This window comes from Rhodococcus sp. 008, from assembly GCF_001682295.1.
GTDB classification, from domain to species: Bacteria; Actinomycetota; Actinomycetes; order Mycobacteriales; family Mycobacteriaceae; genus Rhodococcus_F; species Rhodococcus_F qingshengii.
Genome location: NZ_CP012749.1, coordinates 3,783,867 through 3,803,997 on the forward strand (window position 1 = coordinate 3,783,867; position 20,131 = coordinate 3,803,997).

Sequence of the window (20,131 nt, forward strand, 5' to 3'; positions counted from 1 at the left end):
GTTTCAAGCCAGCTTCGACAAGTGTGCGGTGACGGTCTTCCAGTCGGGAAACTTGGTGCTGCCGAACTTGATCCACTCGCCCTCGAATCGATCTGCTCCGTTTGCTCCGCGGTCGTCGACGAGGTAGTCGCCACGATTGAGGTGTTTGTGGTGCGAGAGGATCAGACGTTTGTATGCGACGCTGCCTTCCTCCATTCCGAGGTGCTCTTGGACCCACAGAACCTTGTCGTGCCAGGCTGTGGCGTTCTTCCACGGCGCTGTCGAGAGGATGTAGGTGTCGAACTGCTGTGCCAGTTGGTGGTAGGCGTCGATAGCGCCGTCGAGAGGATCCATGCGAGAGAAGATGTGCGGCGCTTCGTCGAGGTCGTTCTGGTACTTCTCTCGGACGCTGTGGGTCAGGCGATCGATGCCCGACTGGAAGTTGACCAAGGTGTTGTCGAGATCGATATAGAGAATCTTTTTGGAAGCCGGCATGGGAACCCTCTCTGGAGACTTTCTGAGTGCGAAAAGAGTCCAGTTTTACCCAACTGGACTGAGATCAGTGAATTCTTCCCCCTGATCACAATCGCACGGGGGTCTGACAGCGTCGTTCTCGCGGTCTGAAGTCTTGTCGTGGAAGATGCCGCCGAGGGGTGCTGCCAGGCGAAACTGCTCCAACCGAATGTATGTACCTTCACCTTCGGCGGGCGCGAAGAAGTAGACGAGTGCCACGAAGAGTCCGATGCCGATCAGGGTTGCGAAGGTAGTCATGGACATATGATCAACTCGACTGGTATTGAGTTACATAGCCAAGTTGTCGATACTGGACTGCATGATGACTCGAGTTCTCGGTGCCCGTTCGCTTGCTCGCGATCTGGGATCCTGGCAGGAAGAGTCCGGACGCAGGCCCGCGTACCGTGCGCTTGCCGACGGTATCCGCCTGCTCGTGCACGACGGTCGCGTTCCGCTGGGAGTCGCACTGCCGAGTGAGCGTGAACTTGCGGCGGTACTCGAACTCAGTCGAACCACGATCACGTCGTCGTACTCGGTGCTGCGAGACGAGGGGTACCTGATCAGCAGGCAGGGGTCGCGAAGCACCGTGGCATTGCCTGCCGGCGCGCGGCCGAACGGGTTGATGTTCCGCTCCCATCAACCCGGGCCGAGTGGACCCGTCGTCGACCTCAGTTACGCGGCGATGGCAGCTCCCGCCGCTCAGGTCGAACTGGCGTATGCGTCTGCGCTGCAGGAACTTCCGAACTTCCTTCCCACACACGGGATGGAACCGGTCGGGATCGCCGACTTGCGTGACGTGATCGCGCAGCGCTACACGGCGCGGGGTCTTCCCACCACCGCCGAACAGATCATGGTGACCTCGGGTGCGCAGCACGCGCTTCGATTGTTGCTGTCGGTGCTCACCTCACCCGGCGAGCGAGTGCTGGTCGATCATCCGACGTATCCCAATGCGCTGGAAGCGATTCGGCGAAACGGCGCTCGGCCCGTACCGGTTCCGGTCCGACCGGAGTTCGCGGCAGCCGGAGCCTGGGATCTCGACGGGATTCGAAGTGCAGCAAGGCAAACCGCAGCCAGAATGGCATACCTGATCCCTGACTTTCACAACCCGACCGGCCTCTGCATGGACTCTTCCGGCCGCGCCGAGCTTGCGAAGATTGCGCACGAAACGCGAATGACTCTGGTCGTCGACGAGACGATGGTGGATCTGTGGCTCGACGCACCACCGCCGGCGCCGGTCGCCTCACATGGGCGAGGCGCAGCGAAAACCGAAGTGGTGACGCTCGGTTCGACCGCGAAGTCGCTGTGGGGCGGGCTACGTGTCGGTTGGATTCGCGCCGATGCCGCGCTCATCACCCAGTTGGTGGGGGCGCGTGCCGCGGTCGACCTCGGTACTCCCGTCATGGATCAGTTGGCAGCCGCTTACTTGCTCGCCGACGACCGCTCGTTGCTCGAACAGCGTCGCGAAGTTCTGCGAGAACAGCGTGCGGTACTCCTCGGTGCGGTGGCCGAGCATCTGCCGGACTGGCGTCCCACCATCGGTTCCGGCGGAATGTCGGTCTGGATGCGAATGTCCGCGCCCGTCTCGACGGCGTTGGCGGCGGTGGCACCCAACTTCGGCGTACTCCTTGCCGCCGGCCCCCGTTTCGGCGTAGAAGGTGCGTTCGAACGATTCATCCGCGTGCCGTACGCACGTTCTCCCGAGGACCTCATTCGCGGCGTTGCATCCATCGCCGCTGCGTACGACACTCTCGCGACGGATCGCGACACGGCAGACCAACGAATGGTCGTCGTCTGAGAACTGGGTACACACCCTGAAAGTGGTGTGAAACCAGGAGGTAGGGCATGACGGCGGTAGACGGTACAGGCGCAGCGGGAACCAGTGCGGCGGAAGCGCTCGCAGAACGATTGTTCGCGGCCACGCTCGGGGCATCGGAGCTGCAGGCCGTGTATCTGGGCGACCGGTTGGGCTGGTACCGCGCGCTGAGCGATCACGGCCCGCTCACGTCGACGGAGCTGGCGGACCGGACAGGGACCGTCGAAAGATATGCGCGGGAGTGGCTCGAGCAGCAGGCCGTCGCCGGTTATGTGGACGTCAATTCGGATGCCGATCGCCGGTACAGCCTGCCGCAGGCCCACGCCGATGTTCTGGTCGACGACGAGAACCTTCTTTTCCTGGCGCCGTTGGCGAGGCTGTTCGTCGCGACGACGTCGTCGATGCCACGTCTACTCGACGCTTATCGTCACGGTGGGGGAGTCACGTGGGAATCGATGGGCCCCGATGCTCGCGAGGGTCAGGCGCTACTGAATCGGCCGATGTATCTCCATCAGCTCTGTCAGCAGTTTCTGCCGGTAGTCACCGACCTGCACGCCACACTTTCGGACGGCGGGCAGGTCGCTGATCTCGGGATGGGGGAGGGCTGGTCGTCGATCGCGCTCGCCCTCGGATACCCGAAGATCGAAGTGCACGGCTTCGACGTCGACGCGGCGTCGGTGAACGCTGCCCGTCGTAACGCTCATGATCGGGGGGTGGACGACCGCGTGCATTTCTCGTTGGTCGACGTCGCCGGACAGGCTCCTGAGGCCGGGCGAGCCGATGCCGGGACCTACGACGCCGTCTTCGCTTTCGAGTGCCTTCACGACGTTCCGGATCCGGTGGGTTTTCTTTCCACGGCTCGGGCGATTGCCCAGCCGGGCGCTCCGGTGATCGTGATGGACGAACGAACGGCGGATGAGTTCGATCCCGAGGCGGGTCCGATCGAGCAATTGCTGTACGGATTTTCGCTGACCTGCTGCTTACCGGACAGTCTTTCGCATCCGGGAAGCATTGCCACCGGGACGGTGATGAGGCACTCGACACTCGAAAGCTATGCCAAGGCGGCAGGTTTCGAGCGGGTGGACGTGCTGCCGATCGAGCACGAGATGTTCAGGTTCTACAGGTTGGGCTGACGCCCCGTGCGCCTTTTTGGTTGCAGTAACTACCAAAAAGGCGCACAGGGGCCGAAGGCCCTAGGTCCAGACCGTATCGATATCCGTCGCCTCACGCGCCGGCGCAGCAGGCGTCGTGGTGGGCGTACGCGAGAAGCGCGGTGCGGGAGCATGCTGGGTGACGCCGTCCAGTTCGATGAGCGAACCGCGAGCCGCGATGTGTTCGTTGGACGGAGCCTCGGCGAAAGTCAGGACAGGGGAGACGCAGGCGTCGGTGCCGAGGAAGATCTTGGCCCACTCGTCGCGAGTCTTGGACAGGAACTTTTCGGTGAAGAGCTTCTTCATGTCGTCCCACTTGGACGTGTCCATCTGGTGAGGGAGCGTCGCGGGATCGAGTTCGAGGCCCTCGAGCAGCAATGCGTAGAACTGGGGTTCGATGGATCCGACGGCCATGTACTTGCCGTCGGAGGTCTCGTAGGTGTCGTAGAACGGAGCGCCGGTGTCGAGGAGATTGACGCCGCGCTCGTCGGACCAGACGCCGCGACCGCGGAATGCCCACATCATGTGGGAGAGCGCGAGGGTTCCGTCAACCATTGCCGCGTCGACGACCTGGCCCTTACCGGACGTCGAGCGCTCGACGAGAGCCGACAGAATGCCGAAGATCAGGAACATGGAACCGCCGCCGAAATCGCCGACCATGTTGAGCGGCGGGACGGGACGTTCACCCTTGCGTCCGATGGCGTTGAGGACACCGGTCAGTGAGATGTAGTTGATGTCGTGACCGGCGGCGTTGGCGAGCGGTCCTTCCTGTCCCCAGCCCGTCATACGGGCGTAGACGAGGCGCGGATTGCGCTCCGAGACCACGTCGGGTCCGAGTCCCATGCGTTCCATGACGCCGGGGCGGAAACCCTCTATGAGGACGTCGGCGCGGCCCAGGAGATCGAGCACTTTCGCGACGTCGGCCGGGTCCTTCAGGTTGGCCTCGACGATGCGGCGGCCGCGCTTGATCTGGTCGGTTGCGTTCGAGTCTTGCGGAATCTGCCCTGCGCGCTGCACGATGACGATGTCGGCGCCCATGTCCGCCAACAGTGTCGCGGCGTGCGGGCCCGGTCCCAATCCAGCGAATTCCACGATCCGAATGCCCGCGAGCGGGCCCTTCTTCTCCACAGCTTCTGCAGACACACGCACTCCCAATTCAGACGGTGACAACACTTCTGACCCGACGGTAACGTGTCGAATCGATCAGGTGTGCTCCGGGGCACTGTGTCCACCGAGGGAGGCGCCGATCACTAGACGGCGGCACCCTCGAACTGAGCGTTGTAGAGACGGAAGTACGCGCCCGCCGCTGCGATGAGTTCGTCGTGTGTGCCCTGCTCGACGATCTTGCCCGACTCCATCACGACGATCAGATCGGCGTTACGGATGGTGGAGAGCCGGTGCGCGATGATGAAGCTGGTCCGCCCGACGCGCAACGCGGACATTGCTTGCTGCACAAGCTGTTCCGTACGTGTGTCGACCGAGCTCGTCGCCTCGTCGAGAATCAGCAGCGACGGCTCCGACAGGAATGCTCGGGCAATCGTGATGAGCTGCTTCTCGCCGGAGCTGATGTTCGACGCCTCCTCGTCCAGCACGGTGTCGTAACCGTCCGGGAGCGTGTGGATGAAGCGGTCGACGAAGGCAGCGCGTGCGGCTTCGTGAATCTCGTATTCGCTGGCGTCGAGTCGGCCGTATGCGATGTTGTCGCGGATCGTGCCGCCGAAGAGCCAGGTGTCCTGCAGAACCATGCCGACGTGCTTGCGCAAGTCGGAGCGGCGCATCTGCGAGATGTCGACGTCGTCGAGAGTGATTCGGCCGGAGTCGACTTCGTAGAAGCGCATGAGCAGGTTGACCAAGGTGGTCTTGCCGGCACCGGTGGGCCCGACGATGGCGACCATCTGCCCGGGCCGGGCCGTGAGGTACACGTTCTCGATCAACGGCTTGTCCGGCTCGTACCGGAACGAGACGTTCTCGAACTCGATGTGACCGACGTTGCGATGACGTCCGGCGGGCTCGGGGAGAAGCGGCACGTCGATGTCGGGCGACTGCTCGGGTTCGTCGAGAAGCTCGAAGACCCGCTCCGCCGACGCGGCTCCGGACTGCAGGCTGGTCGACATGGACGCGATCTGCGTCAGTGGCTGGCTGAACTGGCGCGAATAGACGATGAAGGCCTGAACGTCACCGAGTGACATGTTGCCGCTGGCGACCTTGAGAGCGCCGACCACAGCGAGCAGCACGTAGGTGATGTTTCCGACGAAGTTCATGACCGGCATGATCAGGCTGGAGAGGAACTGTGCGCCGAAGGACGCGTCGAGGAGCTTCTTGTTCTGCTCGGCGAATTCACGCTCGGCTTCGGCCTGATGCCCGTACACGCGTACCAGGTCGCGACCGCTGTAGTTCTCCTCGATCTGCGCGTTGATCTTGCCCGTCTCGGTCCACTGAGCCTTGTACAACACCTGTGCTCGCTTGGCGACCCTGGCAACGAGGAGCACCGATACCGGCACCGCGATCAGTGCGATCAGGGCGAGCATCGGAGAGATGACGAACATCATCGTCAGGACGCCGAGGACGGTGAGCACCGACGTCAGGAGCGAGGTCAACGTCGACGACAGCGTCGACGAGATGTTGTCGATGTCGTTGGTGACGCGGCTGAGGATCTCGCCGCGCGGTGTCTTGTCGAAATACGGAAGGGGGAGACGGTGAAGCTTCGCCTCCACCGAGGCACGCAGGTTGTAGATGGTCTTCTGGACGATGATGTTGAGGAGGAATGCTTCCAACCAGGCAAGCAGCGACGAGAGCAAGTACACGCCGATCGCGAGCATGACGACCTTGCCGATGGCGTCGAAGTTCAGACCCACACCGGGAACGACGTCGGTCGAGTTGGCGACAAGATCGGCGAACGTCGAATTCCCTGATGCCCGGATGGCGTCTGCGGCCTGCTCGCGGGTGAGTCCGGCGGGCAGGCTCTTGCCGATGAACCCGGCGAAGATGAGGTCTGTCGCGTGACCGAGGATTTTCGGCACTGCGACCGACAGCGCGATGCTGGCGATCGTCGCAACGACGACACAGAAGACCGCAAACTTGTGCGGCTGCAGAAGCGAGAGAAGCCGCTTCATCGTCGCCTTGAAGTGGCGAGGTTTTGTGTCCGTCGCGGTCAGCGCGGGCTTCGGCTCTTTGTCGGGGGTCTCGGGGTTACTCGACTTCGCATCCCCGTCCGCGGATTCAGGTTCGCTCGGGATCTTGGCGAACACCACCGTCGGGGCATCGTCGAAGTACTGGCTGTTGGGGCCGCCCCATGTCGGGTCCTGCGGGCTGGTCATGCGCTCATCTCCGCGGGAATCTGGGAAGCCACGATCTCTTGGTACGTCGGACAGTTGGCCAGAAGGAACTGATGGTCGCCGAGGCCGACCGGCGCACCGTCTTCGAGGACCATGATCTGGTCGGCATCGATGATGGATGCGACGCGCTGAGCCACGATGATGACCGTCGAATGAGTCGAAACCGTCCGGAGTTCGCGTCGGACCGCGGCGTCCGTATGCATGTCGAGAGCGGAGAACGAATCGTCGAAGACGAAGATCCGGGGTCTGCGGACCACCGCTCTGGCGATGGCGAGACGTTGTTTTTGTCCGCCCGAGAGATTGCCGCCGCCCTGGGCGATCGGTGACTCGAGACCGTCGGACAGCTCCCGGACGAAGTCGTCTGCCTGGGCGATGGTGAGGGCTGCCCAGATGTCGTCGTCGGTGGCGGTCGGGTTTCCGTAGCGGATATTGCTCGCGATCGTGCCGGCGAACAGATAGGCCTTCTGGGGCACGTATCCGAAGTTGGCGAAGAGTTCGTCCTGATCCCAGCCACGGACGTCCAAGCCGTCGACCAGGACGGCGCCGGCTGTGACGTCGAAGAGCCGGGGGATGAGTGAGACGAGGGTCGATTTGCCACTGCCCGTACTGCCGACGATCGCGGTGACCGTGCCTGGCATGCATCGCATCGAAACATTCGACAGAACCGGCGTTTCTGCTCCTGGATACGTGAATCCGGCTCCACCGAACTCGACCACGCCGTATGGGCTGGTCGGGCGAAGGGGCTGGGCCGGCGCGGGCACGGTCGCCTCGGTGTCGAGTACTTCGGTGATGCGGTCGGCGCACACGGCGGCGCGGGGGATCACGACGGCCAACATGGTCGCCATGACCACCGACATCAGGATCTGCATGACGTAGGCGAGGAAGGCGCTGATCTGTCCGATCTGCATGTCTCCGGTATCGACCAGATGCGCGCCGAACCACAGGACCGCCACGCTCGACAGGTTGGCGATCAACATGACGGTGGGCAGCAGAACCGCCTGGTACCGGCCGATGAGGAGCGAAGTGTCGGTCAGTTCCTTGTTGGCCTTGTCGAAGCGGATCGTTTCGTCGGGTTCGCGAACGAAGGCGCGAATGACACGCATACCGGTGAGCTGTTCGCGCAGTGATCGATTGATGTTGTCGATCCGCGTCTGCATCGTCCGGAAATGCGGGATCAGCTTGGCCACCACGACCGAGACGGTGATGCCGAGCAGTGGTACCGAAATCGTCAGGAGCCAGGACATCTGCAGGTTCTCGCGCAGAGCCATGATGACGCCGCCGATGCACATAAGTGGGGCGCTGACGAGCATCGAGGACGTCAGCATGACCAGGGCCTGGATCTGCAGGACGTCGTTGGTGTTGCGTGTGATCAGCGTCGGCGCACCGAAACTGTTGAATTCGCGATCCGAGAAACTGCCGACTGCCTTGTAAAAGGCGCCTCGAACGTCGTGGCCGAAGCCCATCGACGATTTTGCAGCCAGATAGGTCGATGCGACCGACGCGATGATCGACGCAAGCGAGACCAGGAGCATGATCCCGCCGGTGGACATGATGAATCCGGTGTCGCCTCGGGCGACGCCGTCGTCGATGATCCGCGCGTTGAGTGTGGGGAGGACCAACGACGCGATGGCCCCGAAGAGTTGCAGTGCGAGGACCCCGGCAAGCAACCAGCGGTACGGCGGCAGGTACGTCTTGAGGAGTTTTGCTAGCACGACGGTTCCCGGTGAGTTGCCTCGGTTGCCGCTCGTTCGCGATTGATCACACGCACACGGTATGACAGATCGCGGTCGAGGTTGGCACCGACTCTGACGATTGCATCCTTTTGTCCTAATTGACTGTGATCTCGAACACACTCGAATTCGAGATTGGATTCAGGTCACAGCACCTGAACTGCAGGTTTACATATTCATCCAATGTGTCACGTTTTCGATTGGACAGAAACAAACTGGACGTACGTATTTAGCTTGGCTACAAAGACGTGCAGCGAACAAAACGTGCGCCGCGTCATAGATATTCATGCAAGGAGTCACATATGGGATCCCTCGGAAACCTCCTCAAGGCCAACGGTATGGGCTGGGGCATTCTCCAGCTTCTGCCCCTGGTCAACATGCTCAAAACCCTTCAGGGGCTGGACACCGCGAGCTCGAACTCCTGACGTTCGACCTCGAGAAATCTTCCGAAACAACACAGGAGTAGTCGCATGACCTCGATTCAGAATCTCGACGCCTTCCTCAAGAGCGTTCTTGCATTCGTGACCAAGTTGAACGCGGGATCGGCAGACGGCTCGGGTTCGGCCGGTTCGGCCGCCGAGTAGTTCTCGGTCCTCACTTCATCTCAACTGCATTCCGACAAAAGGAGGCCCGACATGGGTTCATTCGAAGACTTCAGCGGCGTCGTCAAGACGTTCATTCCGGTGCTCAAGGACCTGTTCACGGCACTCGGTGGTGGCTCTCTCACCCCTGGGACGGGATCGGCGGCCGATAAGTAAGTCCAGTTTGTCCGAAAGTGTGGCTCGCAGTTGTCTGCGGGTCACACTTTTCGGCTTTTCACTGTGAGCTAAATCACATTATGGGACATTCTAGAGGGTGAATTTGCGCTTTGAACTGCAATTATCCGTAAAGGTGTGACCGAAAGTCCGTATTGATAGCTATTAGGTAGCTAGACAAGTGTGGAAAGCCGGTCTATAAATGCAGGCAGCGCCAAGTAAGTGCGCTACATCACAGCTCGGGATGTTGTTCGGGGGGCGGTTCAGCCATCCGTGCGGCAGAAGTTCCCGAACCATCTCGGCCACCGCCTGCGGCCGGAATGGCGCTGGAACATCACACCACCTCACATACAGGAGAACCTCCTATGTTCGGATCACTCAGCACCCTCGGACCCCTGCTCACCGCGCTCGGAGCTTTCCTCAAGTCCGTTCCCACCGAATCGCTGTCCGGCAAGGGCGAGGGCTCGTCCACCGGTTCACTCTCGGGTCTGTCCAGCGGATCCGCCGAGTAGTCATCCCTTCCGGCAGGTCCATTCGGCTCTGCCGATCGGATTGCATGCAGGTGCCCTCTGTCCACTGTCGTGGCCGGAGGGCACTCGCGTTTGCGGAGATGGTCGCAGCTGCCGTTTTGGCATGTGAACACAGAACTGCGAGTGGCAGCACCTGCGTACGATGGTTCGACGACATCGGCATACGGTCACCGCGACGTCCGGTGCTCCCGAATTCAGAGGTAGCCGACCGCGAGGTGACGCATGGTAGGGACGAGTCGCTTTCTGCGCCTTCTCCTAGTGCTGGCCGTCGTACTTGCGGCATCGTTGATCGGCATCCTCACGCGCCCACCAGGTTTGCTCGCGACTTTCTGGTGCGCCAACGCCATTCTGCTGGGAATGATGGTCAGATGGCCGGTCCTGATCGAATGGCGGACGTGGATCGCCGCGGCCGTCGGATACGTCTGCGCTGACCTGATTACGGGCAACTCGCTGTCGCTTGCCCTGCAGCTGAACGGGGCCAACCTCGCCGGAGTGACGCTCGGTGTTCTCGTTCTGTACTACTTGAAGCGCACACCGTTCCGATTGGTCGATTCGCAGTCGCTGGTATGGATGGTCTTCGTTTCGTTCGTCGCGGCGACTGGTACCGCGGCCACGGCCGGCGCCTTGGACCGGCTCTTACGCGGTCAGTCCTTTGCCGACACGTTTTTCCACTGGGGTGCCACCGAGGTCATGGCGTACCTGCTGGTCCTTCCTCTCATTCTCACTCTCACCATCCCGTCGAGCCTTGCCGAGTTCCGCAGGAGACTGACCGCCAGAACTGTCGCCGCTCTGAGCGTTCCGCTACTCGCCACTGCAGCCTGCGTGCCGATCGCCCTCAGTATCGAAGGGCCGATTGCGCTGGTCTTGCCGATTCCAGCTCTCCTCTGGTGTGCCACTCGCATCTCGGTTCCGAGCACTGCCTTCGTTTCAGTGGTCTGGTCGGTGTGGTCACTCATGATGGCGGGTAGCGGTCGACTCGACATCGGAGATCAAGCCGCCTCGACGTGGAACGAGGACGTCATCACATCCATAGCGGTCACGCTGATCGCGTTGGGGCCGATAGCGGTTGCCTGTGCGACCGAGGAACGCCGTGCTGTCGAGCGTGAGCTCTTCCTTGCCGTCGAATTCGACCATCTGACCGGGGTCCTCTCGCGCGGTGCGTTCCTCGGCCACGCGGAAGCGGAACTTGCCGACGCGGCTCGCACACAATCTCCGGTCGGCCTGCTGATGCTCGACCTGGACCACTTCAAGAGCATCAACGACACGCATGGACATATGACCGGTGACAGCGTTCTCGCGAACTTTGCCGAGCGGGCCGCTGACCGATTGTCGGACGGCGATCTGATCGGAAGGCTCGGCGGCGAGGAGTTCGCCGTTCTGCTTCCGGACTGCAGCTACGCGCGAGCAATCGATGTCGCCGAGGCGGTCCGCGGCGCGCAAGTCGAGTACTCGGCCGAATCAGATGTGACGAGCACCGTCAGCGTCGGCGTCGCGTGGGTCGATCATGCGACGCCGGCGCTGTCGACCCTCATGAGCGTCGCAGACGAGGCTCTGTACGACGCCAAGCGTGCTGGGCGCAACCTCGTGAAAGTGCACCGCGTCGGCAACGACACCGTGCCGCAACGGAATTCCGAGCCGGACACTGCCACCCGCACCTATCGCAAACCTGCGCTACCCCGAACGATCCGGCGAGGATTTGGCCGCGAAGGTGTGGTGGACGGCCGATAACCGCGCTGACCTGCATCGGGATTGGCATATAGTCGCACCCATGCAGCTTGATTCGACGCCTTCGCCCCTGCCGACGCTTCCGCTCCGATTCGGAACCCCACTGACCGAGAACTCCATCCGCGTGATGATGTTGGGATCAGGCGAGTTGGGTAAGGAAGTTGTCATCGCGCTGCAGCGTCTGGGCGTCGAAGTGATTGCGGTGGATCGGTATCCCGATGCCCCTGGGCACCAGGTGGCTCATCGTGCTCATACCGTCGACATGACCGATCCGGAAGCACTGCTTGCCGTCATCGAGTTGGAAAAGCCTCACTTCGTGGTTCCCGAGATCGAGGCCATCGCGACGGATGCGCTTGCACTCGTCGAAGAACGCGGGGGTGCGGTGGTCATTCCGACCGCCCGAGCCACCCAGCTCACGATGAACCGTGAGGGAATCCGTCGGCTCGCGGCCGAGGAGTTGGGCCTGCCCACTTCGCCGTACGCCTTCGCGGACTCGCTTGCCGAAGTGCAGGCAGCGACAGACCGAATCGGTTTCCCGTGCGTCATCAAGCCAGTCATGTCCTCGTCGGGGAAGGGACAGTCGACGGTTCGATCCGCCGAAGATCTCGACGCCGCATGGGATTACGCGATGGCCGGAGGTCGTGTGAATCACGGCCGGGTGATCGTCGAAGGCTTTGTCGATTTCGATTACGAGATAACGCAATTGACAGTTCGAGCCGTCGGTGAGAGCGGTCAGGTCGAGACGTCGTTCTGCGAACCGATCGGGCACCTGCAGGAGGCCGGAGACTACATCGAATCGTGGCAGCCGCAGCAGATGTCCGCGGTTGCCCTCGCCTCGGCCCGAGACGTCGCCGAGAAGGTGACCACGGCTCTGGGCGGGCGAGGCATCTTCGGCGTCGAGCTATTCGTGAAGGGCGACGACGTCTTCTTCTCCGAAGTGAGCCCACGGCCGCACGACACCGGATTGGTGACTCTGCGGACGCAGCGACTTTCGGAGTTCGAACTGCATGCCCGCGCGATCCTGGGCTTGCCGGTCGACACGACGCTCACGTCTCCAGGAGCATCGGCAGTGATCTACGGCGGAGTGGAGGCAAAGGGGATCGGATTCGACGGCGTCGCCGAGGCGCTCGCGGTTCCCGAGACGGACCTGCGGCTCTTCGGCAAGCCGGAGAGCTTTACGCGTCGTCGCATGGGTGTTGCAGTGTCGACGGCCGCCGATGTGCCTACTGCACGCGACCGTGCTCGCGAGGCTGCGTCGAAGGTGCGTCCCGTCGGATGAGTCCAGCGGCCGAGGTCCTCGTCGGGCTGGTCATCCTGGTCGGTCTGATCGGTGTCGTCGTTCCGATTCTCCCGGGGACGCTTCTCGTTTTCGGTGCAATTCTGGTGTGGGCGATCATGACCGGTGGTGCCACGGCGTGGACGGTGTTCGCGCTGTCCACGCTGGCACTGGTGGTCACCGGGATCGTGAAGTACACGTGGCCGGGCAAGCGGATGAAGTCCGGGGGAGTGCCCAACCTGTCGGTGGTGGTCGGCGGCGTCGTCGGCATCATCGGGTTCTTCGTGATTCCGGTCGTGGGCTTGTTCCTGGGATTCATCGTCGGAACGTATTTCGCGGAACTAGCGCGGCTGCGCCGTTACGACATCGCTTGGTCGTCGACGCTTCACGCGGTGAAGGCAGTCGGATTGTCCATGCTGGTGGAACTGTTCGGAGCGCTGGTCGCGGCGGGGCTGTGGCTGGGAGCCGTTGCGTTCACCTGAGCGCAGCGGTACCAGGAGCGGGCGTTGTCGCACATGACCGCGGGCAGGTCGTCGCCGACAGCGTCGGCGATCACGTCCAGGTCGTGGACCTCGAACGCTCGACGTGCCCGTGTACCGGGTAGATCGGTGCCGAACATCAGCGCAGCGGGATTGACCGCGTGGATCTGGCGCAGCACATCGCTGACGTCGGAGATGCTTGTGCGGCCGAACCCGGTGGCTTTGACGCGCACTCCGCGGTCGACGAGGTTGAGGAGATACGGCAGTCCGCGGGTGGACATTCCCAAATGGTCGATGCTCACCGCGGGCAATTTGGCGAAGACCGGTTCCAACGACAGCAACAGCGTGGCATCGACGTAGAACTCGGCGTGCCAGCCGACCAGATCGAATGCGCGGTTGGCAAGATCGGCAAGCAGACGCAGGTCGGTGGCGCCGCGGCGCAGGTTGAACCGGACGGCACGTACTCCCAGTGCGTCCAGAGCAACGATGTCTTCATCCGTCGCATCGAGCGGCAAAGCAGTGACGCCCACCCAGCCTTCACCGAGTTCGGACAAGGCAGCTTTCAGGTATTCCTGGTCATTGCCCTGGTACGACGCGGTCACCACCGCGCCGCCGTCAACGCTGAGGCCCTTCAGCGAGGCAATCCGGGCCCGGTAATCGGCCACGGTGAAGGGCTCAGGCAGGTACCCGTGATTCTCGACCAGCGGGAAGCGCGGGTCGATGATATGCACATGGGCGTCAAACACGGGGTCTATTTTGCCCTGTTGCCCTGGGTCCCTGCACACACCACCGGCCCGATGTGACCTGGGTCGCGTCGGGCCGGTGGAGGGCTTCTGTTCAGTTACTTCCGCGCACTCAGTTCGCGCGGTCGGGCTCGGATGCCTTCAGCATGTCGTGACGCTCGACGACCTTGATGCGCTCACGGCCCTCGGGCTCGCCCAGGCTGCGCTCGTGCGCGTCGAGGCGGTACCAGCCCTGCCAGGTCGTGTACGGAACCTGCTTGCCTTCGAGGAACTCGATGACTGCGTTCTCGTCGGGGTTCGCGGCGCCCGCGAAGTCGACGGAATCCTCGAGAAGATTCGCGACGGTTTCGTTGGCGTCACCCTTGGTGTGGCCGATGAGGCCGACGGGGCCGCGCTTGATCCAGCCGGTGACGTAGGTGGCCGGCATGAACCGGGCTGCGCCCTCGGCGTTGTCGTCGGCGACGACGCGTCCGGCGTCGTTGGGGACGGTGCCGGCCTGGTCGTCGAACGGCAACTGCGTGATGTTCTGCGAGAGGTAACCGACGGCGCGGTACACGGCCTGGACATCCCAGTCCTTGTACGTGCCGGTGCCCTTGACGTTGCCGGTGCCGTCGAGCTGAGTGCGCTCGGTGCGCAGGCCGACGACTTTACCGTCTTCACCGAGGATCTCCGTGGGAGATTCGAAGAAGTGCAGGAACAGCTTGTGAGGACGGGCTCCGACGTCGCGAATTGCCCAGTCCTGCAGCGTATTCGCAACCATGTCGACCTGCTTGGAGTTGCGGCGAGCCTGCTCGGAACCCTCGTCGTAGTCGATGTCCTCGGGGTCGACGATGACCTCGATGGTCGGCGAGTGGTCGAGTTCGCGCAGTTCGAGAGGGGTGAACTTGGCCTGGGCCGGGCCGCGGCGTCCGAAGACGTGAACCTCGACGGCCTTGTTGTTCTTGAGGCCCTCGTAGACGTTGGCGGGGATCTCGGTCGGCAGCAGTTCGTCGCCGGTCTTGGCGAGAACGCGGGCGATGTCGAGGGCAACGTTGCCGACGCCGAGGACGGCGACCTTCTCGGCTTCGAGCGGCCACGTACGCGGTACGTCGGGGTGGCCGTCGTACCAGGAGACGAAGTCGGCCGCGCCGTAGCTGCCGTCGAGTTCGATGCCCGGGATGCCGAGCGCACGGTCGGCGTTGGCGCCGGTGGAGAAGATGACCGCGTCGTAGAACGACTGCAGGTCGTCGAGGGTGATGTCGGTGCCGTAGTCGATGTTGCCGAGCAGGCGTACCTGAGGCTTGTCGAGCACCTTGTGCAGGGCGGTGATGATGCCCTTGATGCGCGGATGATCAGGCGCGACGCCGTAACGAATCAGGCCGAAGGGCGCGGGCATGCGCTCGAAGAGGTCGATGCTGACGCCGCGGCCGGAAACTGCGGTGTCGGATTTCATGAGGGCGTCGGCGGCGTAGATGCCGGCGGGGCCGGCGCCGACGATCGCGACCCGGAGTGGGCGGTTGGAGTCAGTCATCGTGAGGACAGCTACCTTCTTCGAAGTTCGGACAACATATCGACAAGTATCCAATTTAGCCGAACCTAAGCACAGTGCCTCGGTTGCGGCCGAACGGATCCACACTCTCACTCGATCGGTTGTGGGTAAACCTATTCTTTCCTCCCATTCTCCTGTTGTCTCGGGTATCCGGGGTAGGGGCCTGATCCTTGACGGGCCACAATTTCAAGTTGTGGGGGACTATTGGCGTTATGAGTGACGAGCTGCGCGAATCCGACAACATCGATGGCAAGAAGGCGTCTGCGGGGCCGTTCCTCTTGGCTGTCGCCATCGTCGCCTTGATCCTGGGTGGAATCTTCGTCGCATCGTGGATCTCGCCGGCCGAGGAGAACGTCACCGAGTCGGACCGCGTGAGCCGCTCCGTCACCGACTACGTCGATGCCGAGAATCGGAATGACGCGGAGACGATCAAGACCCTGACCTGCGCGAGCTTCAATTCGAGCAACGGTCCTATGGCCGGCGTCGACGGGACGGTCGAGCTGAAGGGTGTGGACGGGGTCGCGGTCAACGGCGATCGCGCCCGGGCCGACGTGACGATCACCGGTGGCGGAGCGGGCGAGCGAGTCTCGACCTGGGCCCTGACCCGTGACGGCAACCGTTGGGTCGTCTGCAACTGACGGCCCGCTCAGGCGCTCACGGCAGTCTTGTGAAAACATGGACTACGTGAGTTACGCAGGCGATCTGACGCCGGAGCAAGCCTGGGAGCTGCTCCGCGAAAACCCCGACGCCGTGCTGGTCGACGTGCGGACCGATGCGGAGTGGAAGTACGTCGGTGTCCCCGATGTGTCCTCCCTCGGCAAGCAGGCCGCACTGATCGAATGGGTGAGCCACCCGACCGGCGCGCGCAATGACAACTTCGTCGACCAGTTGAAGGAAGCCGGCATCACTGCTGATTCCTCCGGGTCGGAGCGTCCGGTGATTTTCCTGTGTCGATCCGGACAGCGTTCCATCGGTGCGGCGGAAGCTGCGACTGCGGCGGGCATCGGCCCGTCGTACAACGTGCTCGACGGGTTCGAAGGCGCATTGGGTGCCGACGGACATCGCGGACTTGTAGGTTGGCGGGCCATCGGCTTGCCATGGAGGCAGCAGTGAGCGGAATTCCCCAGGGTGGCGCATTTCAACGAGCGCTGCCGGACGACGTCGGTCTCGGCACTCTCGGTGTTCGCGGCGGACTGATGCGTACCGGGTTCGAGGAGACTTCCGAAGCGCTGTTCCTCAACTCCGGATTCGTCTACGAGAGTGCAGAAGCCGCCGAACAAGCCTTCACCGGCGAGGTGGATCATTTTGTCTACTCCCGCTACGGCAACCCGACCGTCAAGATGTTCGAAGAGCGTCTGCGTCTCATCGAAGGCGCGGAAGCCTGCTTTGCGACTGCCAGCGGAATGTCGGCAGTCTTCACGGCGTTGGGCGCACTGTTGGCCAACGGCGACCGATTGGTGGCTGCGCGCAGCCTCTTCGGATCCTGCTTCGTCGTGTGCAACGAGATTCTTCCGCGCTGGGGAGTCGAGGTCGTCTTCGTCGACGGTGAGGACAACGCGCAGTGGGAAGAGGCGCTGTCCGTGCCTACCACGGCAGTGTTCTTCGAGACGCCGTCCAACCCGATGCAATCTCTCGTCGACGTTCGACGGGTGTCGGAGCTTGCTCATGCAGCCGGTGCAAAGGTAGTGCTGGACAACGTCTTCGCGACGCCGCTTCTGCAGCGCAGCCTCGATCTGGGTGCCGACGTCGTGGTGTACTCCGGCACCAAGCACATCGACGGTCAGGGCCGCGTGCTTGGTGGCGCGATCCTCGGTACCGAGGAATACATCAGCGGTCCCGTTCGAGAACTGATGCGGCACACCGGTCCTGCGCTCAGTCCATTCAATGCGTGGACTCTGCTCAAGGGCCTGGAGACGATGCCGGTCCGTATTCGGCACTCCGTGGCTTCGGCACTCGAGATCGCCGAATTCCTCGAAGGACACTCCGGCGTCAAGTGGGTCAAGTATCCGTACCTGACGTCGCATCCGCAGCACGAGCTCGCGAAGTCTCAGATGAGCGGTGGCGGAACGGTTGTCACGTTCGAGCTCGATGCGCCTGACGGAGAGGGCAAGAAGCGGGCGTTCGAGGTTCTCAACGGTCTGCGCGTCATCGACATCTCCAACAACTTGGGAGATTCCAAGTCGTTGATCACTCACCCCGCCACGACGACGCACCGGGCCATGGGTCCGGAAGGCCGTGCAGCAGTGGGTCTTACAGACGGCGTTGTCCGTCTGTCCGTCGGTCTCGAAGACACGGCTGATCTGTTGGCTGATCTGAAGCGAGCACTCGGCTGAATCGCTGGAGCGCCTTGCCTCGAACTTCCGACGGCAAGGCGTTCTACGGTGCGGGCGTGAGACCCAGTTGTTTGACGTCGATCGTCAACGCCGTCGTATTCAGTGTGAGACCTGAGCTTGTCGTGTCGGTGGGGTAGATCGTGAACAACACCTGCGCCGTCAGATTGGTGTTGTTCAGGGCCGACGTGACCGCGATGAGGTTCGGCGTCGGTGCTGTGCTGTCGTACAGCAGATTGTTGCTCTGATCCGTGACGTACGTGCGAAGGTCGATGTTGGCGGCCGCGAGCCCGCCGCTCAACTTGGTCTTGTCGACTGTCACGTTCGCTTTCAGACGTGGGCCGGTGGTCATCACCTTCGAATCGCAGAAATACGTGTAGTTGAATCCGGGCTTGAGCCGGTAGGTAGTGATGTCCGGGATATATACGAGTGGATTCGGATTGGTGGGCGCGTTGACGTAGACCTGCGAATACCAGCCCCCGCCGCTCGTGGTCACGCACGCTCCCAGATCCAGGGTCCCGGACTGGACAGCGGCGCTTGTCAGGGTCGCACTGTCGGTCCACTTCGCCAATGTGCCCGAACCGCCGAGCAATACGGCTCCGGCCGCGGCAACTGCCATGGCAGCTTTCGTTGTCTTTCTCATCACGGCACCAGCGCCTTGATCTCGTCCGGCAGTTCGCTCGGGGCAGGAGATTCGGCCCAGACTCCCGTTGACGTGTCGATGACGGTGACTCCGGAAGGGGTGATTACGTATAGCTGATCGGTACCGGTGAGCCAATGCAGGACAGCGTCGCTGTCGACGGTACCTCGATAGACTTCAGTACCTGATGAATTCGACACGGACACAACGGTTCCAGCGGAAGTCGAGAGCTTCTGTGCACTGTGACCGGTAGTGGTCACCGGGGCGTCGACGGGAACCTCGCTCGGGGTGGTCGTAGTTGGTGGCACCGTTGTCGTTGTCGTTGTAGCGGTCGTCGTCTGGGGCGCCGTAGTTGTAGCCGGTGACGAGGTGGTTGTCGACGGTGCAGTTGTGCTGGTGGTTGTCGACGGTGCAGTTGTGCTGGTGGTTGTCACAGCCGGCGCCAATGTCGTGGTGGGCGTGGTGGATGAGGCGGTCGTGGAAGTGACGGCCGTGGAAGTGACGGCCGTGGTAGGAGTGCTCGGAGCGTCTGCCGCCAGTGCCGGCGCTGCCGATCGACTGAGAGCAGATGTCCCGCTGATCGGACCGCCACACGAGTAGAGCAGGCCGACGAGAATGCTGAATTGGTAGCCGGAGTACGACGGCGTGACCGACGTGCCGCTCAGTCCATGGATTTCGATGTTGTAGGTGCCGACGATGAGCGGGAACGCGACTGTTGTACCGCCCGAGCCGTATCTCATGGAGCCTGTAGTAGACGTTGCGGTGTAGTCATTCGATCCCAACAAGGATCCGTTGCTATCGCGGGCAATGAGACGGTATGAGCTTCCGACCGTCGCTGGCCAAGTGATCGTTACTGCGACCGCAAAATTCACTGCGCAACTGGCTGTGCTTGGAGACGTGGGAAAGGTTGCAGCAGTGCCGAACTGAATGCTTGTTGCCGTGGCTGTGTCGGTGTACCCCGCCTTGGTACCACCGATCTGGGACACACCGACCATCGTGAGACCGACCGTAGCCAAGGCGACGATGGCCTTGAGGGCATGGGAGTCGCCGCGTATGTCCTGACGATCCCGCTGAGGTTCCTCCGCGTCGGAAGCCTCACGTCGACGGAACGCGATGTACAGGAGCCCACCGACGGCAATCGCACCAAGCACAAGCCCACTCGGTCCGGACAGCCAGACTGCCACGTATCCGAGGCGGTTGATGCTGAAGAAGACGCGATCGGCTTCGGTGATGACGTAGGGATCGGGATCGGCGATCGGATTTGCATCACCACGTAGTTGTGCGACGGCAAGGTTGTTGCCCTGCTGATCTATTGATTCCACACGATGGGTGATGCGCGTGCCTTGGCTGTCGGAGACGCTGACGATGTCACCGACCAGCACTTCCGAAGCAGGCACGGTGCGCGCGAATGCGAGAGCACCGGTATCGATCGCGGGTGACATCGATCCACTCCGAAAGATCAGCGGGGTGATACCGAAAGCCAGACCGGCGATGAAAATGATGATGGATACCAAGCCTGCGAGGGCTCCCAGACTGAGCAGGACTTCCCGTACCCGGTTCGGCATCGAGGCCTTTGCATGTTTTTTCGTGTGTCGAGCCATTGC

Annotated in this window: 20 protein-coding genes; 11 read left to right on the forward strand and 9 right to left on the reverse strand. The window is 62.3% G+C overall.

Going from position 1 to position 20,131, the window contains the following annotated elements; all coding sequences use genetic code 11:
- Nucleotides 1-3: 3 nt before the first annotated feature.
- Nucleotides 4-474 (reverse strand): 5' nucleotidase, NT5C type, encoded by a 471-nt coding sequence (locus AOT96_RS17635; protein ID WP_042924209.1) that lies wholly within the window; start codon nucleotides 472-474, stop codon nucleotides 4-6.
- 45 nt (nucleotides 475-519) lie between these two features.
- The gene (locus tag AOT96_RS17640) at nucleotides 520-750 is read right to left on the reverse strand and encodes a hypothetical protein (protein ID WP_042924212.1); all 231 of its coding nucleotides are present in this window, start codon (nucleotides 748-750) and stop codon (nucleotides 520-522) included.
- A 61-nt stretch (nucleotides 751-811) separates the two neighbouring features.
- Between AOT96_RS17640 and yczR the strand changes: the two genes are divergently transcribed.
- Both yczR and AOT96_RS17650 read left to right on the forward strand, forming a co-directional pair.
- Entirely contained in the window at nucleotides 812-2,287 is a 1,476-nt protein-coding gene (yczR, locus tag AOT96_RS17645; protein ID WP_019749471.1) for a MocR-like transcription factor YczR, read from the forward strand.
- A gap of 47 nt (nucleotides 2,288-2,334) precedes the next feature.
- On the forward strand, nucleotides 2,335-3,438 hold the full coding sequence (locus tag AOT96_RS17650) for a class I SAM-dependent methyltransferase (protein WP_003944389.1): 1,104 nt from the start codon (nucleotides 2,335-2,337) through the stop codon (nucleotides 3,436-3,438).
- Between the two features lie 60 nt (nucleotides 3,439-3,498).
- Here the strand turns inward: AOT96_RS17650 and AOT96_RS17655 are convergent, their stop codons facing one another.
- The 3 genes from AOT96_RS17655 to AOT96_RS17665 form a co-directional block, all read right to left on the reverse strand.
- Complete coding sequence (locus tag AOT96_RS17655; protein WP_042924245.1) at nucleotides 3,499-4,599, reverse strand: CaiB/BaiF CoA transferase family protein; 1,101 nt, start codon at nucleotides 4,597-4,599, stop codon at nucleotides 3,499-3,501.
- A 107-nt stretch (nucleotides 4,600-4,706) separates the two neighbouring features.
- Nucleotides 4,707-6,773 carry an ABC transporter ATP-binding protein gene (locus AOT96_RS17660; RefSeq protein ID WP_042924214.1) on the reverse strand — a complete coding sequence of 689 codons (2,067 nt, stop codon included), beginning with the start codon at nucleotides 6,771-6,773 and terminating at the stop codon, nucleotides 4,707-4,709.
- Nucleotides 6,770-8,503, reverse strand: a complete 1,734-nt coding sequence (locus AOT96_RS17665; RefSeq protein ID WP_058227530.1) for an ABC transporter ATP-binding protein — start codon at nucleotides 8,501-8,503, stop codon at nucleotides 6,770-6,772. Before AOT96_RS17665 ends, AOT96_RS17660 begins: the two co-directional genes overlap by 4 nt.
- Before the next feature lie 320 nt (nucleotides 8,504-8,823).
- Between AOT96_RS17665 and AOT96_RS36355 the strand changes: the two genes are divergently transcribed.
- From AOT96_RS36355 to AOT96_RS17685, 6 genes are all read left to right on the forward strand, one after another.
- Entirely contained in the window at nucleotides 8,824-8,946 is a 123-nt protein-coding gene (locus AOT96_RS36355) for a hypothetical protein (RefSeq protein WP_003944443.1), read from the forward strand.
- A gap of 210 nt (nucleotides 8,947-9,156) precedes the next feature.
- Complete coding sequence (locus AOT96_RS36360; RefSeq protein WP_019749478.1) at nucleotides 9,157-9,279, forward strand: hypothetical protein; 123 nt, start codon at nucleotides 9,157-9,159, stop codon at nucleotides 9,277-9,279.
- Nucleotides 9,280-9,641: 362 nt separating this feature from the next.
- The gene (locus AOT96_RS17670) at nucleotides 9,642-9,788 is read left to right on the forward strand and encodes a hypothetical protein (protein ID WP_007726811.1); all 147 of its coding nucleotides are present in this window, start codon (nucleotides 9,642-9,644) and stop codon (nucleotides 9,786-9,788) included.
- A gap of 240 nt (nucleotides 9,789-10,028) precedes the next feature.
- Complete coding sequence (locus AOT96_RS17675; protein ID WP_231917226.1) at nucleotides 10,029-11,534, forward strand: GGDEF domain-containing protein; 1,506 nt, start codon at nucleotides 10,029-10,031, stop codon at nucleotides 11,532-11,534.
- A 40-nt stretch (nucleotides 11,535-11,574) separates the two neighbouring features.
- A complete protein-coding gene (gene purT, locus AOT96_RS17680) occupies nucleotides 11,575-12,810 on the forward strand; it encodes a formate-dependent phosphoribosylglycinamide formyltransferase (protein WP_003944342.1) in 1,236 nt (411 codons plus the stop codon).
- The gene (locus tag AOT96_RS17685) at nucleotides 12,807-13,289 is read left to right on the forward strand and encodes a DUF456 domain-containing protein (protein WP_065352080.1); all 483 of its coding nucleotides are present in this window, start codon (nucleotides 12,807-12,809) and stop codon (nucleotides 13,287-13,289) included. Before purT ends, AOT96_RS17685 begins: the two co-directional genes overlap by 4 nt.
- Here the strand turns inward: AOT96_RS17685 and AOT96_RS34730 are convergent.
- Together AOT96_RS34730 and AOT96_RS17695 are read right to left on the reverse strand one after the other, a co-directional pair.
- Nucleotides 13,193-14,032, reverse strand: a complete 840-nt coding sequence (locus tag AOT96_RS34730; protein WP_231917227.1) for an amidohydrolase family protein — start codon at nucleotides 14,030-14,032, stop codon at nucleotides 13,193-13,195. The genes AOT96_RS17685 and AOT96_RS34730 overlap by 97 nt on opposite strands.
- A gap of 109 nt (nucleotides 14,033-14,141) precedes the next feature.
- Nucleotides 14,142-15,539: an FAD-dependent oxidoreductase gene (locus AOT96_RS17695; RefSeq protein WP_003944405.1), complete on the reverse strand. Its 1,398-nt coding sequence runs from the start codon at nucleotides 15,537-15,539 to the stop codon at nucleotides 14,142-14,144.
- A 230-nt stretch (nucleotides 15,540-15,769) separates the two neighbouring features.
- Between AOT96_RS17695 and AOT96_RS17700 the strand changes: the two genes are divergently transcribed.
- Genes AOT96_RS17700 through AOT96_RS17710 form a run of 3 tightly spaced genes read left to right on the forward strand, consistent with a single transcriptional unit; the run spans nucleotide 15,770 to nucleotide 17,890 of the window.
- Nucleotides 15,770-16,195 carry an Rv0361 family membrane protein gene (locus AOT96_RS17700; RefSeq protein WP_007726820.1) on the forward strand — a complete coding sequence of 142 codons (426 nt, stop codon included), beginning with the start codon at nucleotides 15,770-15,772 and terminating at the stop codon, nucleotides 16,193-16,195.
- A 46-nt stretch (nucleotides 16,196-16,241) separates the two neighbouring features.
- Nucleotides 16,242-16,670 (forward strand): rhodanese-like domain-containing protein, encoded by a 429-nt coding sequence (locus AOT96_RS17705; RefSeq protein WP_007726822.1) that lies wholly within the window; start codon nucleotides 16,242-16,244, stop codon nucleotides 16,668-16,670.
- The gene (locus tag AOT96_RS17710) at nucleotides 16,667-17,890 is read left to right on the forward strand and encodes an O-succinylhomoserine sulfhydrylase (RefSeq protein ID WP_172403504.1); all 1,224 of its coding nucleotides are present in this window, start codon (nucleotides 16,667-16,669) and stop codon (nucleotides 17,888-17,890) included. The genes AOT96_RS17705 and AOT96_RS17710 overlap by 4 nt, the downstream gene beginning before the upstream one ends.
- Nucleotides 17,891-17,933: 43 nt before the next feature.
- Here the strand turns inward: AOT96_RS17710 and AOT96_RS17715 are convergent, their stop codons facing one another.
- Nucleotides 17,934-18,530 carry an alternate-type signal peptide domain-containing protein gene (locus tag AOT96_RS17715; protein WP_065352082.1) on the reverse strand — a complete coding sequence of 199 codons (597 nt, stop codon included), beginning with the start codon at nucleotides 18,528-18,530 and terminating at the stop codon, nucleotides 17,934-17,936.
- Nucleotides 18,530-20,128 carry a hypothetical protein gene (locus AOT96_RS17720; RefSeq protein WP_156778953.1) on the reverse strand — a complete coding sequence of 533 codons (1,599 nt, stop codon included), beginning with the start codon at nucleotides 20,126-20,128 and terminating at the stop codon, nucleotides 18,530-18,532. Before AOT96_RS17720 ends, AOT96_RS17715 begins: the two co-directional genes overlap by 1 nt.
- Between the last annotated feature and the right edge of the window lie 3 nt (nucleotides 20,129-20,131).

Excerpts from the sequence above, each read along its gene's own strand:
- AOT96_RS17660 (WP_042924214.1), bottom strand. The coding sequence starts at position 6,773 with ATGACCAGCCCGCAGGACCCGACATGGGGCGGCCCCAACAGCCAGTAC.
- AOT96_RS17715 (WP_065352082.1), bottom strand. The coding sequence starts at position 18,530 with ATGAGAAAGACAACGAAAGCTGCCATGGCAGTTGCCGCGGCCGGAGCC.
- AOT96_RS17720 (WP_156778953.1), bottom strand. The coding sequence starts at position 20,128 with ATGGCTCGACACACGAAAAAACATGCAAAGGCCTCGATGCCGAACCGG.
- AOT96_RS17700 (WP_007726820.1), top strand. The coding sequence starts at position 15,770 with ATGAGTGACGAGCTGCGCGAATCCGACAACATCGATGGCAAGAAGGCG.
- AOT96_RS36355 (WP_003944443.1), top strand. The coding sequence starts at position 8,824 with ATGGGATCCCTCGGAAACCTCCTCAAGGCCAACGGTATGGGCTGGGGC.
- AOT96_RS36360 (WP_019749478.1), top strand. The coding sequence starts at position 9,157 with ATGGGTTCATTCGAAGACTTCAGCGGCGTCGTCAAGACGTTCATTCCG.
- AOT96_RS17685 (WP_065352080.1), top strand. The coding sequence starts at position 12,807 with ATGAGTCCAGCGGCCGAGGTCCTCGTCGGGCTGGTCATCCTGGTCGGT.
- yczR (WP_019749471.1), top strand. The coding sequence starts at position 812 with ATGATGACTCGAGTTCTCGGTGCCCGTTCGCTTGCTCGCGATCTGGGA.
- AOT96_RS17670 (WP_007726811.1), top strand. The coding sequence starts at position 9,642 with ATGTTCGGATCACTCAGCACCCTCGGACCCCTGCTCACCGCGCTCGGA.
- AOT96_RS17695 (WP_003944405.1), bottom strand. The coding sequence starts at position 15,539 with ATGACTGACTCCAACCGCCCACTCCGGGTCGCGATCGTCGGCGCCGGC.
- AOT96_RS17650 (WP_003944389.1), top strand. The coding sequence starts at position 2,335 with ATGACGGCGGTAGACGGTACAGGCGCAGCGGGAACCAGTGCGGCGGAA.
- AOT96_RS17640 (WP_042924212.1), bottom strand. The coding sequence starts at position 750 with ATGACTACCTTCGCAACCCTGATCGGCATCGGACTCTTCGTGGCACTC.
- AOT96_RS17675 (WP_231917226.1), top strand. The coding sequence starts at position 10,029 with ATGGTAGGGACGAGTCGCTTTCTGCGCCTTCTCCTAGTGCTGGCCGTC.
- AOT96_RS17635 (WP_042924209.1), bottom strand. The coding sequence starts at position 474 with ATGCCGGCTTCCAAAAAGATTCTCTATATCGATCTCGACAACACCTTG.
- purT (WP_003944342.1), top strand. The coding sequence starts at position 11,575 with ATGCAGCTTGATTCGACGCCTTCGCCCCTGCCGACGCTTCCGCTCCGA.